We start from the raw sequence: 14,165 nt of genomic DNA on the forward strand, positions 1-14,165 counted from the left end.
ACATCAACATCCTCCGTATCTCTCGATATTGTTATTACTCTCTTCATTAACTTCATGAAGTAAGTTCTTAATTATTAATTTGATCATCGCGGTCTTACCCACCTGCCTAGGTCCATAAATGAAATTTAGAGAAAATGGCTTGAGCGACACGGCATTAACCTCTTTGGGCATCCACTTGACCCTGGCGTTGTGCCATTTAATGATATCGGGATCCTCATCAATATATTCCCTACCTCTCCACCAGGGATTGAATTCTTCAAGGCTCATTATTGTTATTTTTAGTATCAAATCCGATCACTTTTTTATAATTAATAAATGCAATAATTAGTATTTTATTTTTATTTCACGAAATATTTATTGATTAAAGTTTTATTTTACTCAATATTTTATTTATTAATTCTTCCGCCTCCTTATAATTGTACTCCCTCAGCATTCCTATCTTACTCGCTGCTTCGGAGCCCTCCGCATGTATCATGGCCGTTAATAGGTAACCCATTAGGTGGCTCGCGCCTAACTCCCTGACCAAGCTCATTATCTTATACCTCGTATCACCATCAACCACGCCTCTGAGGTACTTACTAATGTATTGCCTTTCCTCCGTATTGACGTAATCATCGTGTGAGGGCATTGTGGCTATTAAACCACCTGCAATGTCTATGAGCCATGCACCACGTCTATGAAGTGGGCATTAGCGTACAGCTTACTTACGTTTGTGTATACGGGGTTTGGTATGGCTATTCCCTCATCAATCCAGGGCTCCAGGCAGCCGCCATGGCCCCCATCCTCATTATCTCCTTATACATAATCATCTGAACCAGCCAATCCCTAACGTGTGGTGCATTCTCAATCCCATTAGCCCTAGCAGCATAGAGCGCAGCGCCCAGGTATAAATTAGCCGTGGCTGCTCTGTAGGATATTGCCGTGAACCTATGATAAGTTGCGAAGGTCCAAGCCAACTGCCCAGCCAAGTCCCACTCCCTGAACATGAATACCCTGTCCCAGGGCACGAACACGTGATCAAATATCGTCAATGACTCAACCTCGAACCTACTCGCCGCATTAACAGCGTTTGGGTTACCATCATACTCAAGCACAGGTCTAACAATGAACTTGAGACCCTTCGTGTTCGCAGGCACGGCAAAGGCAACGGCATAATCCCTATCACCCTCAACCATGGCCCTATATGGCAATACAATTATCTCATTAGCCACAGGTCCCTGCGTGGTGTGTATTTTCGCGCCATTAACTACAATGCCATCATTGCGGACCTCAACAACCCTAAGGTACATGTCCCCATCCTCCTGCTCATGGGGCCTCTTCGCCCTGTTACCCTTAACGTCAGTCTGAGCAACCGCTATCGCCAGATCATTCTTAACAACATACTCGTAGTACTTCATTACCCTATCATAATAACTAGTGCCGTACTTCCTATCAACCTTCTTAGCCACAATCATCAATGAGAAAAGAGCATCACTACCTATCGCCTGTACTATATTAAATAGGCCATCGAACCTAAGGGTATCCTCATAGATCAATTTATACCTCTCAAGTAAGTCATTTGTGTTTCTAGGTACCTTAAAGTACTTGCTTATATGCCCATAGTTTGGGTCATCATAAAGCCTATCCTTCACATTGAATAAGTCTGCCGCATGCCTGACGGCTATACCAATGATTGGGTGCGTCGTTATATCATCAACCCTCTTACCCCTGTAATAAACGATCCTGCCATCCCTAACAGAGTTTATATACTCAGCTGCCGACCTAGGCATAGGTAGATCCTAATTATCCAGAGTAATTAAGTATAGCTTATATATAGGTACAAATGTATATATCTCGATTTGAGAAATACTCTTACCTCAAATTAATTTTAAGTAATTATGGCTTCCACACGCCCCTTCTCAAGGCATCGGTTATTGTCAGCAGGTTTATTTCATTAGTTCCTTCATAAATCCTCGTAACCCTATGGTCCCTCCAATACCTCTCTACGTCGAACTCCTCAAAGTAACCATAACCACCATGTATCTGTATTGCCTCATCAACCACGTAATTGGCAACCTCGGTTCCATAAACCTTGGCAGCACCTGCTAATGCGCCCATGGCCCTTGGGTCAATCTTGAATTTTAAGTAATCATCAATATAGTACGCGGCTCTATAGATTAATGACCTAGCTGCCTCTATAAACATTGCCATTCTGGCCAGTTTTTCCTGTATCATTTCAAAGCTTATCAGTGGTTGCCCAAACTGCGTTCTTTTTTTGTGCGTATTCGAGGGCCTTATCAAAGGCGGCTAACGCTATTCCAAGGCCTAGAGTTGCCACTCCAATCCTTGATACGTTGAAGTAGGCCAGTGTCCAATAGAAACCTTGATTCAAGCCCTTTTCTTCACCACCGAGCACGTTCTCTGCAGGGACCTCGACATTGTCGAGGTAAATCTCGCCGACGGGGATCGTTCTCTGCCCCATCTTACCGGTTAGCCTCCTAATGGTAACACCCGGCCAGTCAGTATGTATTATGAATAGTGTTTGACCCCTATGTCTCTTCTCGGGGTCTGTCTGCGCTAGGAGTAGGCCGTACTTGGCTGTTGGTGCGTTTGTTATGAAGGTTTTCATACCCTTAATTATGTACTTATCGCCCTTCTTCACAGCCACAGTATTCAACTGTGTAATATCAGTACCATGCTCAGGCTCCGTGTATGCGCCGAAGAACGTATTCTCGCCCCTATAAACAGGTGGTAGGTATTTCTTTCTCTGTTCCTCAGTGCCGAAGAAGTAGAGCATGTGCGATGTGAATGGGCCTGCCATTATAGCGAGCCCCAGTGTGGGTTCTGCCCTTACCAACTCCTCAGTAACGACTATATCAGCTAGGTATGTAGTGAATCCACCACCACCGTACTCGGTGGGTATTGATGGAGCCAGTAAGCCAAGTTCGCCGGCCTTTTTATACAAGTCCCAGGGAAATTCTTCCTTCTTTTCATACTCCCTAGCGAGTTCAGGTGAGAAGTTTCTCTGGGCGAATTCCCTGGCAGTTTTTCTTAGTAGTTTCAATTCCTCCGCGTATTGCGGGAACAAATCCAGGATATCAGTCATTAAGGGTTGACTAAGTCCTCACGTACTTAAGCCTAATCAGTAAATATCCTATATATGCCTAGTCATTAATGGTTACTTCAACGATATGTTGCTTAATAACATTGAATTCATCATATTAAATTGAGAGTGTATTTTTTTGTTAACTATATCCTAATTCTTTAGTTCTTTATTATTTTTATTTTTATCGATTTTATGTTTTATTTTTATTAAATACCTAAATATGGCTATATATTTATGATAAGGATTAAGCCTAAGGGATGCACTAGACTTAATTCATTGATGTCTATTGAGGAGTTCGTAGAAAAGGCTACGGAGTTTTATGACTATCCTTTAACGTTGACGAACCTCATAAAATGGGGCGCTGATACTTTTCCTGAGCAGGAGGTAGTCTATGCGCCGCCGGACGCGCTAGCTTAGGCTCACCTTTGCGCAGATCTGGGATAGGGCTAGGAGACTTGCCACGGCGCTTGAGCAACTTGGCGTTAAGCCAGGCGATCCCAAGAAATTAGGTACAAGGTTGGTGTATTGGAGTGGAATTCGCACAGGTACTTGGAGCTTTACTATGCGGTTCCGGGGCTTGGTGCTGTACTACATACCGTAAATATCAGGTACTCGCCAGAGGACCTTGTGTATACAATTAATCATGCTGGTGACGAAATATTATTTGTTAAAGACGAGTTCGTACCGCTAGTTAGTGCAATAATGCCGAAACTCAAGACGGTTAGGAAGGCCGTAATAATGACAGACAGGTCAGAGCCGCCGCAGGTAAAGCTTCCCGGAATCGAGGTATATAACTATGAGGACTTAATAAAGAGTTCAAGCCCATATGAGTTTGGAGACATTGACGAAAGGACCGTGGCTACGCTATTCTACACATCAGGAACGACGGGGCCACCAAAGTGTATTCTTTACCCATAGACAGTTGGTTCTTCATGCAATGGCCGTTGCAATATCAACGTCAGCGCCGCCTTACGAACTTAGCGTCAGGGATGTAGTGATGCCGTTGGTGCCCATGTATCATGTGCATGCATGGGGAGGTCCGCATGCCATGTTCCTTGCCGGCCAGAAGTACGTATTTACTGGGCGTATGGATTGGGGCTATATATTGAAGACAATAAGTGAGGAGAAGGTCACGTACATATACGGAGTCCCCGTAATATTATACCTACTACTCACTCACCCTGACTCGCCGAAGTATGACCTAAGGGGTCTAAAGTATGGTAATGGTGGTTCGGCAATGCCCGAGGGCCTCTACAAACTGGCAAGGTCTAGGGGTATCATTGTGATTAATGGTTATGGCTTATCAGAGACTGCGCCAGTGATAGCTCAGGCATTGTTTAATGCATCAATGCTAGGCTGGCCCGACGAAAAGAAGGAGAATTACCTAATGAAGGGCCTTAGGCAGATACCACTGGCATTCATAAGGGTCGTTAATGACCAAGGTAAGGATGTTCCGAGGGATGGAAAAACCATCGGTGAGATTGTGGTTAGATCACCCTGGCTAACACCAGCTTACTTCAAAGATCCTGAGAAGACTAGGGACCTATGGCGTGGCGGTTGGTTGCATACCGGTGATGTGGCTGTCTGGGATAGCGAGGGCCATATTTGGATCATGGATAGGCTTAAGGATGTTATTAAGAGTGGTGGTGAGTGGATTGTAAGCACTAAGCTGGAGGATATCATTAGTACTTATCCTGCTGTTGGTGAGGTTGCTGTTGTTGGTGTTCCGCACCCGAAGTGGGGTGAGAGGCCGGTGGCCATTGTGGTTCCAAAGCCAGGCCAAAGAATCACGGAAGACGAAATCAAAAACCACCTAATGAAATTCGTCGAAAAAGGAGAAATACCAAAATGGTGGCTACCAGACAAAATAATAATTAGCGAAAAAGAACTACCAAAGACAAGTACTGCTAAGGCCGATAAGAAGGTGCTCAGGGAGCTTTACAAGAATGTGCTTTCTACATGAAATATATAGGATATATATTAAATAGTGTTTAAAAATCTAGGCACTATTATACACTCTATATGATAATTGACTTCCACGCGTGTCCGTCTATAGACTTATCTACAATCAAGGATAGATTATCATTAATGAATATATCAAGGGCTGTCTTACAGCCAATAGATGCATTACCATTATTCCATGTAATACCCAATGATTTTTTTCAAAAAGTTATCAAAGGAAGATCCTTATTCAGCACTCCTCTGGAGTAAGTTCATAATCAGACTAACCAGTTTATGGTCGCCCAGGATGTATGATAATGTGAAGCTATGGTATGAGGCAGCTTATCATAACGGCTTCTTTGTACCGCTGGCAAGCATCAATCCATCCCTTGGTTCTAAGTACGTTTATGAAAAACTCAATGAGTTGGAGGGCCTTAATGTTAGGGGTATCGTGGTTTCACCAACACTTCAATTATTTGATCCAATAAACACGAGGGCCTTCAAGGCAATACTTGAGTATGTCGAGAGAAATGATATACTCCTTATAATGCACCTGGATCCTTGCCCATATAACGTAAACGTTTGTTTCGAGAGCCTCATGCCTGATATCCTTAATGAATTACTTGAGAGATATAGTATCAAGATGGTTTTATCAGCCTTGGGCATATCTGATGGAATGGCTTATCCATGGCTTGAGAGAATTGCCCGATTAATGAAGAGATATGACAGGGTTTATCTAGAGACTACGGGCATATCATGCATACTATTCAACACGTTAATGGGACGCGACTTCGTAAAGTCAGTGGGTGCGGAGAGAATTCTATATGGTGGTGGTTATCCATACCTAAGGCTTAAGCAAGTAATTAGGAACTTAAACTGCCTTGAGTTATCTAAATTGCCTAGGCGTGATTTAGAATCAATACTATATGATAATGCAGCTTATCTGCTAAGGGATATGGGTGTTGATATCGAAGAGGGTGATAAAATAATAAAATAAAATTAATTTTTATTATGAGAAACAGCTAGAAGTTACTTCGTACTCATGACGGTGGTACTATACCAAGTGGTTGCGGTATTCCTAGTGAGACCACAATACCGAGTATTAGAAATAGTACGCCATCAATCATCGCCAAAAGCCCCGAGATCCACTGCAATCTAGCGTTCAATTTATAACCAGCTATTGCCGCTGTCAATACCTGTAAAGCTAAGAAGAGAAGCGCCAATGATAGTAATATTTGGTTACCTAACCCAGCCATGACGGTGACGTATAGGAAGTATATACCGGAGTAAAGTAATAGGTGGTTCATGGCAAATAGATTGCTCTTACCTACGGTTAAGGCTATGCCAATAGCCCAAAGAATCGCATCAAAGACAGCGGTTGCGGCTGAGGATAATATTGCAGGAAGATTCGTAGGCGAGGTACATGACATTACATCAAACAATACGCCTATTAGTAGCATGATGGCGCCACTAAGGAAGACAATACCCAAGTCCCTGGGTTCATTTTTCTTTCCAATATTCATATTGACACCACCTACTGTTATTAGCATGGCGCCACCAACTATATACACAAGATCTGTTGCCGCCAGAGCCATACTAGAGGCAACGCTCATACGGGTTAATCGGTAATTAATACTAAGTTTAAAGTACTTCTTTTACTTTTTATATTTATATTATCTATAATATCAAAAATTATATATACTATATCAGGTCATAATTAGTTACTTATACTTACAATAAAAATTTAATTGCGCTATATTATAGAAACGTGGTGAGGAAGGTAGCTATTGCAATTGTTATAATATTGGCTAGGGTAATATATAGTGCCTACTGGTTTTACCTAGCACCCGCTCTGCCAATAATTGGCGTTGAGTTTAGGGTTGGTAAGGCATTACTTGGCCTGGTCCCACTCATATTCATCGTCGGTGCTGCAGCATTTCAAGTACCGGCAGGCATTATCGCAAGTCACCTAGGCAATGCCAGGACCGCAGGCCTTGGTCTACTTACTATGGCGATTACGGGCTTGTTAGTACCCTCAGCATTAACTTCTATGAGGTGTTAATCCTCAGGTTAATTGCCGGTGTTGGTGCTGCACTATTCTTCTCGACGGGTGCTGCAATACTATCGACCGCATACCCTGAACGCGTCGGTACATTACTTGGCATTTATAACGCAGCCTTTGGCCTTGGGTCGGGAATAGGCTTAGCGTGGAGCATTACATATGTATTCCTTGGGTGGAAATTATCAACGCTGCTTCTCAGTATTGTTGGCATTCCTGTGGCATTGATAGTATTCTTTATTCAGGGTGGTTACATGCATAGGTTGCGCATTAGGTTTAGTCGTGATGCAGTAGTGATTGGTATAGCAACGAGCGGCTTTTGGGGTGCGTATTACGCAACCGGCAACTTACTGCCCACTTACGCCGTTAGTAGGGGTTTGCCTCTCTATGTATCCTCATTATTAACGTCAATAATGCTTTTCTCAAGTATATTTGGAGGGCTTTCTGGCCGAATCATTGATGCCATTAGAAATAGGGTCTTATTAATAGTGGTGTTGACTATAGTGGGTACCGTACCGCTAATCTTCATACCCACGTTAAATATCGCAGCCATAATAATTGCTGGGGGTTTAATGGGTTTCACGAATGAGTTGGCATTAACCGCAGCATACGCGTTAGTTGCTAGGCATGAGAACCCGGCCCTCTCGCTGGCGACATTGAATGCTCTGAATATGGTCATTGGCATGTGGCTTAGCGTTGTGTTTACGGAGACCATGGTAGTATCATACTCATTGCCCTGGATATTAATGATAGTAGTGTCCTTACCGCTCCTACCACTGCTTAGGCTTGCGAGGGTTACCTAGTCATTTTATAATTATGAATCCTCGACCCAGAGAATGTCCCTCGAATTACTAACGTCCTTACCACTAGGTAAACCACGGCTATCGCGAGGACTACGAAGTATGGCATTAGCTCAATTATGTTTATGCCGAGCACGGACTCCGTAGCCGTAAATATCGTTATTAAGGCCGCCGCCACAGACACCACCTTATCCAACCACCTAATTGTGTCAACGCCGTAAAGCACGGCCTTTATCCTCATCGTAGCGGCCCTAAGCAGGGCAAAGTTAGCTGATAGGTGGACTATCAAATTGGCGAGCATCGACAGGAAACCAAGGAGTAGGAAAGCATTGAAGGGCCCGAGTAAGTAAGTAATCACTAATGCAATTGCGTCAAGGGCCAACGCACTGATTAGCACTGAGATTACTGGGTTACCCTTACTATTAACCAACGATAATAAACCTGGTAGTTGTCCATCATCGGCCATGGCATATAAAGTCCTTGATGATGCAAGTACGTAAGCCAAGGCGCCAAGCACGCCATCATTAATCATTGCAAAGATTACTATTGGGTCGAGTAACACGCCAAGGAAGTGATGTAGTACTATTACAACAGGTGATAAACCTTACCAGTGGCCTCATTTAAGAACCTAATAAACTCATGAATGTTCATGTATGATAAGCCAGCGACTGCCGTTGAGTAAATGGCCAATGCGGCCAGGGCACCGCCAGTAATTATGACGGTCTCCACCGCCCGGCTTATCGTCTCCCTAGCTCTCTTAACCTCGCCGCTCAATGGCGCTATCGTGCCGTAGCCCGTGGGAATCGCTATTGCGTAAACTACGGCAACCATCAATGTTGACAACGGTACTGAGCTTACGTAAGCAAAGGGATTGAAGAGAATACCATGTGGGATCAGAAGTAATGCCATGGATATTAATATGAGGCTGCCATCTCTAACGAACCCGCGAAGATGGCGTAGCTAGCCGAGATTCTAATACCCAAGTATGCTAGTATGGTCATTATAGCCAGGGATATTGGTAAACTGATTTGCCAGGGATCCCCAGTATCCATTGGGCGAGGTATGAGGCACCGATCACGTAGCGGCGCCGTAAAGAATTGCATAAAATAGATAATTCCAGCCAATGAAAAAACCCGTGGACTTACCACCGAGGTACTTAGTGGCGTACTTATAATAACCGCCGGCTTCCGTGACCCTCTTACTAAGTCGTGCAACCACGAAGCCGTTGATAAATGCTATTAGTGTCCCAATTATTATAGCTACGGGGCCCGCCAATCCGGCTATGGCTAGGGTTGCAGAGGCATAGGTTAGGTCGCTAAGAATGGTGATTGCCCACCTAGGCTTGCGAAGAATACGTCCCAGAATCCCAGCACCCTACGCAGGCCGACCTCGCTCACACTACTACGCAGGTTATTGTTTACATGATTGTTCATATTTATGGCTTTATGATATCATAGAAACGTGGTCTTTAAAAATCTAACTGTTTTTTTACTGAAGTATTCACCGTACATGGTCGTGGGGAACCTGTATTGTTTATGATTACTTTTAAAAATTTTCTATTTAGAGTAATTAGAAATTGAAGGACAGGTTTCAGCCAATAATTTCCTAAGCACTGATTGGGAATCACCAGGTCCTCTAACATAGTGATAAATAACATTACCGCAATTAAGGTACCTACCTCTACCAGTGATTATGTGAATCTCACTTCCTAACCCACAGGGATCATGCACTAGCCTCCTGAAGTACCTCATGTAGGTCTTCGTCAATCTAATAATCACGTAATCCCACCTACTGCTTACTAATTCATTCATGTCCGGATTGCCGTAAGCCATCCACTTACTTAACACGGTCTCGTTAGTACTCCCTAAATAAGCATCGTAGGGTATTATCCACCTCTCACCACTTATAATACCATATCTAGCGGATAATACAAAGACATTAACACAACTTCTGAAGCGTCTGAGAATTCTGAACTCAGGTCCATCATACATATCAAGGGCCGGCCTCATCAAATCACTCAACGCACTCACATACTCGTCCTCTCTCTCAAGGTCAAAACCAGGTACCAAACCAAGTCTCTCCTTAACCAACTCAATCCTAACCGACTTCCTCCTACTGCAATTAATAATTACAAGAACCCTCCTGCTCATTGAACGGCACCTGCTGACACGTACTTAAACAATAACCCCATCCTATCAAGTAATCTATAACCGGCCCCAAGTTTAAGTAACTCAATGACGGAGCGAGGCTTCTTAACCAGTGAACTACCAATGACGTTGATGCCCAACCCATGCAGCACTGGGGGATAGGCGGCAGCCGTGGGCCCGCTCAATACGGTGATTGCCCCATCCCTCCTCATGGCCAGTAATTGATCAATTGTATTATTTACCATCGCGGAGCCCGTTATAACGAGCATATCGCAATTCGGTATTATGAGTGGTGCATCGATATCAGGATAACCATCATGCCTCAAGTCACTCCTCCTCTCCAGTTGATAAACACAGCACTTATCCCTGAGTGCCTCTGCAACCGGCGTAATACTACCGACAAAACAAGCCGTGCACGAGGCTTAACAAACCTCAGAATCTCGCTCTTTAAATCACCCTGAGAAAGCCTGAGCCCATCACGCACAACCAAGTAATTAGATACGGCGTTAATCAGTGCAATCCCCAGGGCCCTAACCAGTGAGTCTAGGTTAATAACGAGTTCAGGGAGTTCCTCAACCCTAGGGACGACGCCGACCTCGCCAGTCCTTAAATCCTCAACCGGAGTGTAGGCAATGCCAAGGAACTCCCCAAGCCCTGTGTTTATAAGCACGTAGGTATAGTTAAGGCAGTTGCATTGGTCAAGGACCTCAACACGGTCATTACCGAGGAGCTTCAGGACCTCCTCAGCAACCTGCCTACTGAAGAATCTCCACATACTACCTCCCAATCAACTTCGTGAATCTGAGGGCATCATCAAGCATGTGCGCGTTATTAAACATCACATATACCGTGGATGACTCAATACCATCAACGATGGCCTTAAGTCTCCCAAGGTCGTCATCGGTGTACTTATATGAGTAATTAACCTCACCCTTACCAATTCCATGAAGCCTAAAGTAGGTTATGTCATGAGGAATAAGAACCTCATGCTTAAAGGGATCAACAACATGCACAATACCCACCTCCTCAAATATCCTCTTCAGTAAATTAACGTTATTATAACTAACGCCCCTAGGTTCCCAACCAATCCTATCGCCACCACCTATCGTGCGGAAGAACTCAACAACATCCCTAACACTATCCTCAGTCACCTCCATGGAAGGCGGCGTCTGAAAGACATAAAACACAGGGTTAAGTGGCTTAGTCACGTTAACAAATTCATTCCAAAGCTCGAGATTCTCCCTCGTGGGCCTAAGCAAGCCATAATTACCCAAGTCACCCGTTAACCTAGCCCTCCTTATCCTGCGCCAAGTCGGTGAATCACTGGTATGTGTTAATCCTTGAAACACCTTAACGGCAAACTGAAAATCAGCAGGGGCCTCCCTCCTCAGGCTACTCATCCTCTCCGGTGTTGGCAAGTCATAAAAGGTCTCCTGCAACTCCACAACCTTAAATAATGAGTAGTACCTTGATCGCGCCGTGGGAAATCCACAAGTACCTATCAAGATATTCCTCATTATATTCCTCATTAAATTAATAACCCTAATTATGGGCTATATTATGCTTTATCCTGCTATCTCTCGGTAATATGGCTCCATCTAACGACTTTTATTAGCTATTTCCTAATTAGCTAGGTTCTTGCATTTTATGGGTTTAATTACCCTTGAATTATTACTTACGTGTTATGGGGTTACGTCAGGGTTAAGGGTGTTATAGGTAATGCGGATAAGTCGAGGGTTAGGGAGGTTGATTTCCTGGTTGATACCGGCGCGTTTTATACCGTGATAAATCCAAACCTTGCCGAGGACCTGTATAAAGCCCATGGCGAGTATAAGGCTTAAGCTGGCTGATGGTCGCGAGACCACCGCTAGCCTATCGCTGGCTTACATGCGATTCCTTGATAGGGATGGTATATTCCCAGTAATTATTTTAGAGTCCCCCGAGCCATTACTTGGGGTCGTAACCCTCGAAGGTCTTGGTCTTCGTGTTGACCCAACCACTGACCGATTAGAGTATTCGAGACCATACGGATTGGCGGTACTTTAGGTCATTTTTTTCCACGCAATAATGGCCATGGGGTTACGTATTAATTACTTGAAACTAAAACTAAATTATTACTTTAGAATGGAGTGCCATTAATAGAGGTGCGCCATATCGCTATGACGTCCGTAATACATCATGCGGTTCTAATCTCTCTATGTCCGTTTTATCGAAGTCCTTATCGAATGATATCAATTTAAGGCCCATCTTCTTAGCGTAGTAATAATGAAGACCATCGTCAAAGTCCAAGCCTACCTTAAACGCAAGCTCCGCGGCCATAGCCTCCTCATCAACCGGTGAATCGATTATTACGAGCCCACGCCAAGTACTTATCTCAGACAGGAACTTACTTACTAAGTCAGGCTTACCCAGAATGGCTGATATGGCATGTATAGTGAAATGAAGAGTGTAGGCCTAATGTCTCCTTTCTTAATCCTGTTAAGGAACTCATAGCACTCAGCCCACTTATCCCTTCTGTATATTACCTCCAGGAATATGTTGGCATCAATTAGGTACATGGGTCCTCCTCCTTAAGGCCTCGACGAGGTCCTCACCACTCCATTGATAATCAGACTGAAGGCCAAGGCCCACAATAGCATCAATACTACCATTAGTCTCACCATAAAGCGCTAGTTCCCTGGCTATTAAATCAGCGACAGCCCTCGATAACGAACCTCTTCTAAGCCCATACCTCTCAGCCACGTACCTACGAAATCTCTCAGCCAAATCCCTAGGCAACTCAACTTTAATAACCTCAACATCTCTCTTACCCTTACTCATAAACCAAACACTAAGGAAATATAAGTACAAAAGTACTTAAGAACCTTTTTATTAAGCAACGCCAAGCGTTTAATGATATCAACCACGATTAATATTACAAGGTTTAGGAAACATCAATAATGAGGTTGATCAACAACCTTAAGTAGTGAATTTAAGGTAAATAAAGTATCACATGGTTTCTTTGGCAATCCCGACCATTGCTATTCCCGGCGAAGTTCATATTGACGAACAACACCTCTCAACGATATAGTTAATTATAACCTCCTGACCGCATTCGCATATGTTGACGGACCTAAGCCTTAACCTAGGCCCCTCCATCGTTGTTGGGTATCCCTCGCCCTCTATGAATGATGTACCTGCCCCAAATACGTATGGTGATATTGTGAGCCTAATCTCGTCCACAAGCCCCTCCTTAATCAATTCCCAATTAAGGTGTCCACCACCCTCCACAAGGACCCTCCTAACGCCCCTCTCCGTGAACAACTTCTCAAGGACGTCTTTAAGGTTAACACGTTCCTTACCCATTACCCATACCTCAACGCCCATGTTCACTAATTGAGTGATCTTACTACGGTCTGCCTGTTCCGTGGTGACTATTATCGTCGGTGCCTCCTTATTCGTGACTACCTTAGCTGTTAGTGGTGTTCTCATTTTCCCATCAATAACGACCCTTATGGGGTTTCTAACAGCCTTAACATACCTAGGCGTTAGTGTTGGATCATCATTAATTACCGTATTAGCCCCAACCATTATCGCATCGACACTTGCCCTAACCTCATGAAGTCTCTTTAAGTCGAAGGGGCATGAAAGCCTTGAGTAACCGGTCTTACTGGCTATCCTGCCGTCCACCGAGGCCGCCGAGACAATAATCACATAAGGTCTCTGCATCAACCACCCTTTGACCTCACTAAGTCAAGGCTTAAAAAAACATGGTGGGGTGGGATTACTATTAAGATAAGGGTGCATTAATGATCCCTAATCACCTCCTAAGCTACACCATGTGTACCGCCAGGTTAGTCCTTGTTAAGACTTTCCTCATTACTCACGATATTAAACCTACCCAGTAACCACCCCTCATCAGGCTTTAACCATGTAATGCATTTGAGAACCTAAATAATTTCGTAAGGCACCGCAGGCTTAAGCGAGCTTTCGTGAACTAACGTAAGGCGTTAAAAATTGGCCAATGGCTATGTTTATGGGTTAACGTTTATGCGCTTGATGACATCAGAGTTATTTAAGGCGTCTCTAATTAATCGTCTATATTACTATTAGGCCAAGTACTTTATTCGACTTATTAATTAATGATTCCTGGC

Annotated in this window: 21 protein-coding genes and 2 pseudogenes; 6 read left to right on the top strand and 17 right to left on the bottom strand. The window is 43.9% G+C overall.

What is annotated here, in order from left to right:
• Positions 1-3 precede the first annotated feature (3 nt).
• The 4 genes and pseudogenes from JCM16159_RS15740 to JCM16159_RS07000 all read right to left on the bottom strand — a co-directional run bounded on the left by JCM16159_RS15740 (position 4) and on the right by JCM16159_RS07000 (position 3,085).
• Positions 4-288: a hypothetical protein gene (locus JCM16159_RS15740; RefSeq protein WP_243666226.1), complete on the bottom strand. Its 285-nt coding sequence runs from the start codon at positions 286-288 to the stop codon at positions 4-6.
• Between the two features lie 73 nt (positions 289-361).
• A pseudogene (locus tag JCM16159_RS06995) lies at positions 362-1,769 on the bottom strand (4-hydroxyphenylacetate 3-hydroxylase N-terminal domain-containing protein).
• Between the two features lie 106 nt (positions 1,770-1,875).
• Positions 1,876-2,214, bottom strand: a complete 339-nt coding sequence (locus tag JCM16159_RS15745) for an acyl-CoA dehydrogenase family protein (protein WP_243666227.1) — start codon at positions 2,212-2,214, stop codon at positions 1,876-1,878.
• Position 2,215: 1 nt separating this feature from the next.
• On the bottom strand, positions 2,216-3,085 hold the full coding sequence (locus tag JCM16159_RS07000) for an acyl-CoA dehydrogenase family protein (RefSeq protein ID WP_243666228.1): 870 nt from the start codon (positions 3,083-3,085) through the stop codon (positions 2,216-2,218).
• A gap of 279 nt (positions 3,086-3,364) precedes the next feature.
• Here JCM16159_RS07000 and JCM16159_RS18955 point away from each other — a divergent pair.
• Both JCM16159_RS18955 and JCM16159_RS07010 read left to right on the top strand, forming a co-directional pair.
• Positions 3,365-5,048 (top strand): annotated as a pseudogene (locus JCM16159_RS18955) (long-chain-fatty-acid--CoA ligase).
• 189 nt (positions 5,049-5,237) lie between these two features.
• Positions 5,238-6,023 (top strand): amidohydrolase family protein, encoded by a 786-nt coding sequence (locus JCM16159_RS07010; protein WP_243666230.1) that lies wholly within the window; start codon positions 5,238-5,240, stop codon positions 6,021-6,023.
• A 43-nt stretch (positions 6,024-6,066) separates the two neighbouring features.
• Here the strand turns inward: JCM16159_RS07010 and JCM16159_RS07015 are convergent, their stop codons facing one another.
• Positions 6,067-6,639 carry a hypothetical protein gene (locus tag JCM16159_RS07015; protein WP_054857372.1) on the bottom strand — a complete coding sequence of 191 codons (573 nt, stop codon included), beginning with the start codon at positions 6,637-6,639 and terminating at the stop codon, positions 6,067-6,069.
• Between the two features lie 158 nt (positions 6,640-6,797).
• Here JCM16159_RS07015 and JCM16159_RS15765 point away from each other — a divergent pair, with 158 nt between their 5' ends.
• A complete protein-coding gene (locus JCM16159_RS15765; protein ID WP_243666231.1) occupies positions 6,798-7,088 on the top strand; it encodes an MFS transporter in 291 nt (96 codons plus the stop codon).
• A complete protein-coding gene (locus JCM16159_RS07020) occupies positions 7,082-7,888 on the top strand; it encodes an MFS transporter (RefSeq protein ID WP_243666232.1) in 807 nt (268 codons plus the stop codon). The genes JCM16159_RS15765 and JCM16159_RS07020 overlap by 7 nt, the downstream gene beginning before the upstream one ends.
• Here JCM16159_RS07020 and JCM16159_RS07025 read toward each other — a convergent pair.
• The 8 genes from JCM16159_RS07025 to JCM16159_RS07050 all read right to left on the bottom strand — a co-directional run bounded on the left by JCM16159_RS07025 (position 7,881) and on the right by JCM16159_RS07050 (position 11,549).
• On the bottom strand, positions 7,881-8,447 hold the full coding sequence (locus JCM16159_RS07025; protein ID WP_054857373.1) for a hypothetical protein: 567 nt from the start codon (positions 8,445-8,447) through the stop codon (positions 7,881-7,883). The two genes, JCM16159_RS07020 and JCM16159_RS07025, sit on opposite strands and share 8 nt — an antisense overlap.
• Before the next feature lie 23 nt (positions 8,448-8,470).
• Positions 8,471-8,794, bottom strand: a complete 324-nt coding sequence (locus tag JCM16159_RS07030) for a hypothetical protein (protein ID WP_054857374.1) — start codon at positions 8,792-8,794, stop codon at positions 8,471-8,473.
• Positions 8,795-8,799: 5 nt separating this feature from the next.
• Positions 8,800-8,937, bottom strand: coding sequence for a hypothetical protein (locus JCM16159_RS15770; protein ID WP_243666233.1), 138 nt, complete (start codon positions 8,935-8,937; stop codon positions 8,800-8,802).
• A 22-nt stretch (positions 8,938-8,959) separates the two neighbouring features.
• Entirely contained in the window at positions 8,960-9,160 is a 201-nt protein-coding gene (locus JCM16159_RS07035) for a hypothetical protein (RefSeq protein ID WP_054857375.1), read from the bottom strand.
• A 281-nt stretch (positions 9,161-9,441) separates the two neighbouring features.
• On the bottom strand, positions 9,442-10,035 hold the full coding sequence (locus JCM16159_RS07040) for a DUF6884 domain-containing protein (RefSeq protein WP_054857376.1): 594 nt from the start codon (positions 10,033-10,035) through the stop codon (positions 9,442-9,444).
• Positions 10,032-10,424 carry a DUF364 domain-containing protein gene (locus JCM16159_RS15775; RefSeq protein ID WP_243666301.1) on the bottom strand — a complete coding sequence of 131 codons (393 nt, stop codon included), beginning with the start codon at positions 10,422-10,424 and terminating at the stop codon, positions 10,032-10,034. The genes JCM16159_RS07040 and JCM16159_RS15775 overlap by 4 nt, the downstream gene beginning before the upstream one ends.
• On the bottom strand, positions 10,355-10,807 hold the full coding sequence (locus JCM16159_RS15780; protein WP_243666234.1) for a DUF4213 domain-containing proteins: 453 nt from the start codon (positions 10,805-10,807) through the stop codon (positions 10,355-10,357). Before JCM16159_RS15780 ends, JCM16159_RS15775 begins: the two co-directional genes overlap by 70 nt.
• Position 10,808: 1 nt before the next feature.
• A complete protein-coding gene (locus tag JCM16159_RS07050; RefSeq protein WP_054857418.1) occupies positions 10,809-11,549 on the bottom strand; it encodes a DUF72 domain-containing protein in 741 nt (246 codons plus the stop codon).
• Between the two features lie 162 nt (positions 11,550-11,711).
• Between JCM16159_RS07050 and JCM16159_RS15785 the strand changes: the two genes are divergently transcribed.
• Positions 11,712-11,873 (top strand): aspartyl protease family protein, encoded by a 162-nt coding sequence (locus JCM16159_RS15785; protein ID WP_243666235.1) that lies wholly within the window; start codon positions 11,712-11,714, stop codon positions 11,871-11,873.
• Positions 11,830-12,078 carry a hypothetical protein gene (locus JCM16159_RS07055; protein WP_243666236.1) on the top strand — a complete coding sequence of 83 codons (249 nt, stop codon included), beginning with the start codon at positions 11,830-11,832 and terminating at the stop codon, positions 12,076-12,078. The genes JCM16159_RS15785 and JCM16159_RS07055 overlap by 44 nt, the downstream gene beginning before the upstream one ends.
• A gap of 111 nt (positions 12,079-12,189) precedes the next feature.
• On the opposite strand, the gene JCM16159_RS15790 is transcribed toward JCM16159_RS07055, so the two are convergent.
• From JCM16159_RS15790 to JCM16159_RS07070, 4 genes are all read right to left on the bottom strand, one after another.
• Positions 12,190-12,351, bottom strand: coding sequence for a PIN domain-containing protein (locus JCM16159_RS15790; RefSeq protein WP_367834370.1), 162 nt, complete (start codon positions 12,349-12,351; stop codon positions 12,190-12,192).
• 74 nt (positions 12,352-12,425) lie between these two features.
• Entirely contained in the window at positions 12,426-12,590 is a 165-nt protein-coding gene (locus JCM16159_RS15795) for a hypothetical protein (protein ID WP_243666237.1), read from the bottom strand.
• Positions 12,577-12,852 carry a hypothetical protein gene (locus JCM16159_RS07065; protein ID WP_054857419.1) on the bottom strand — a complete coding sequence of 92 codons (276 nt, stop codon included), beginning with the start codon at positions 12,850-12,852 and terminating at the stop codon, positions 12,577-12,579. The genes JCM16159_RS15795 and JCM16159_RS07065 overlap by 14 nt, the downstream gene beginning before the upstream one ends.
• 216 nt (positions 12,853-13,068) lie before the next feature.
• Entirely contained in the window at positions 13,069-13,740 is a 672-nt protein-coding gene (locus JCM16159_RS07070; RefSeq protein ID WP_054857378.1) for a 2,5-diamino-6-(ribosylamino)-4(3H)-pyrimidinone 5'-phosphate reductase, read from the bottom strand.
• Between the last annotated feature and the right edge of the window lie 425 nt (positions 13,741-14,165).

Source organism: Vulcanisaeta sp. JCM 16159, from assembly GCF_001316265.1.
Taxonomy (GTDB): Archaea; Thermoproteota; Thermoprotei; order Thermoproteales; family Thermocladiaceae; genus Vulcanisaeta.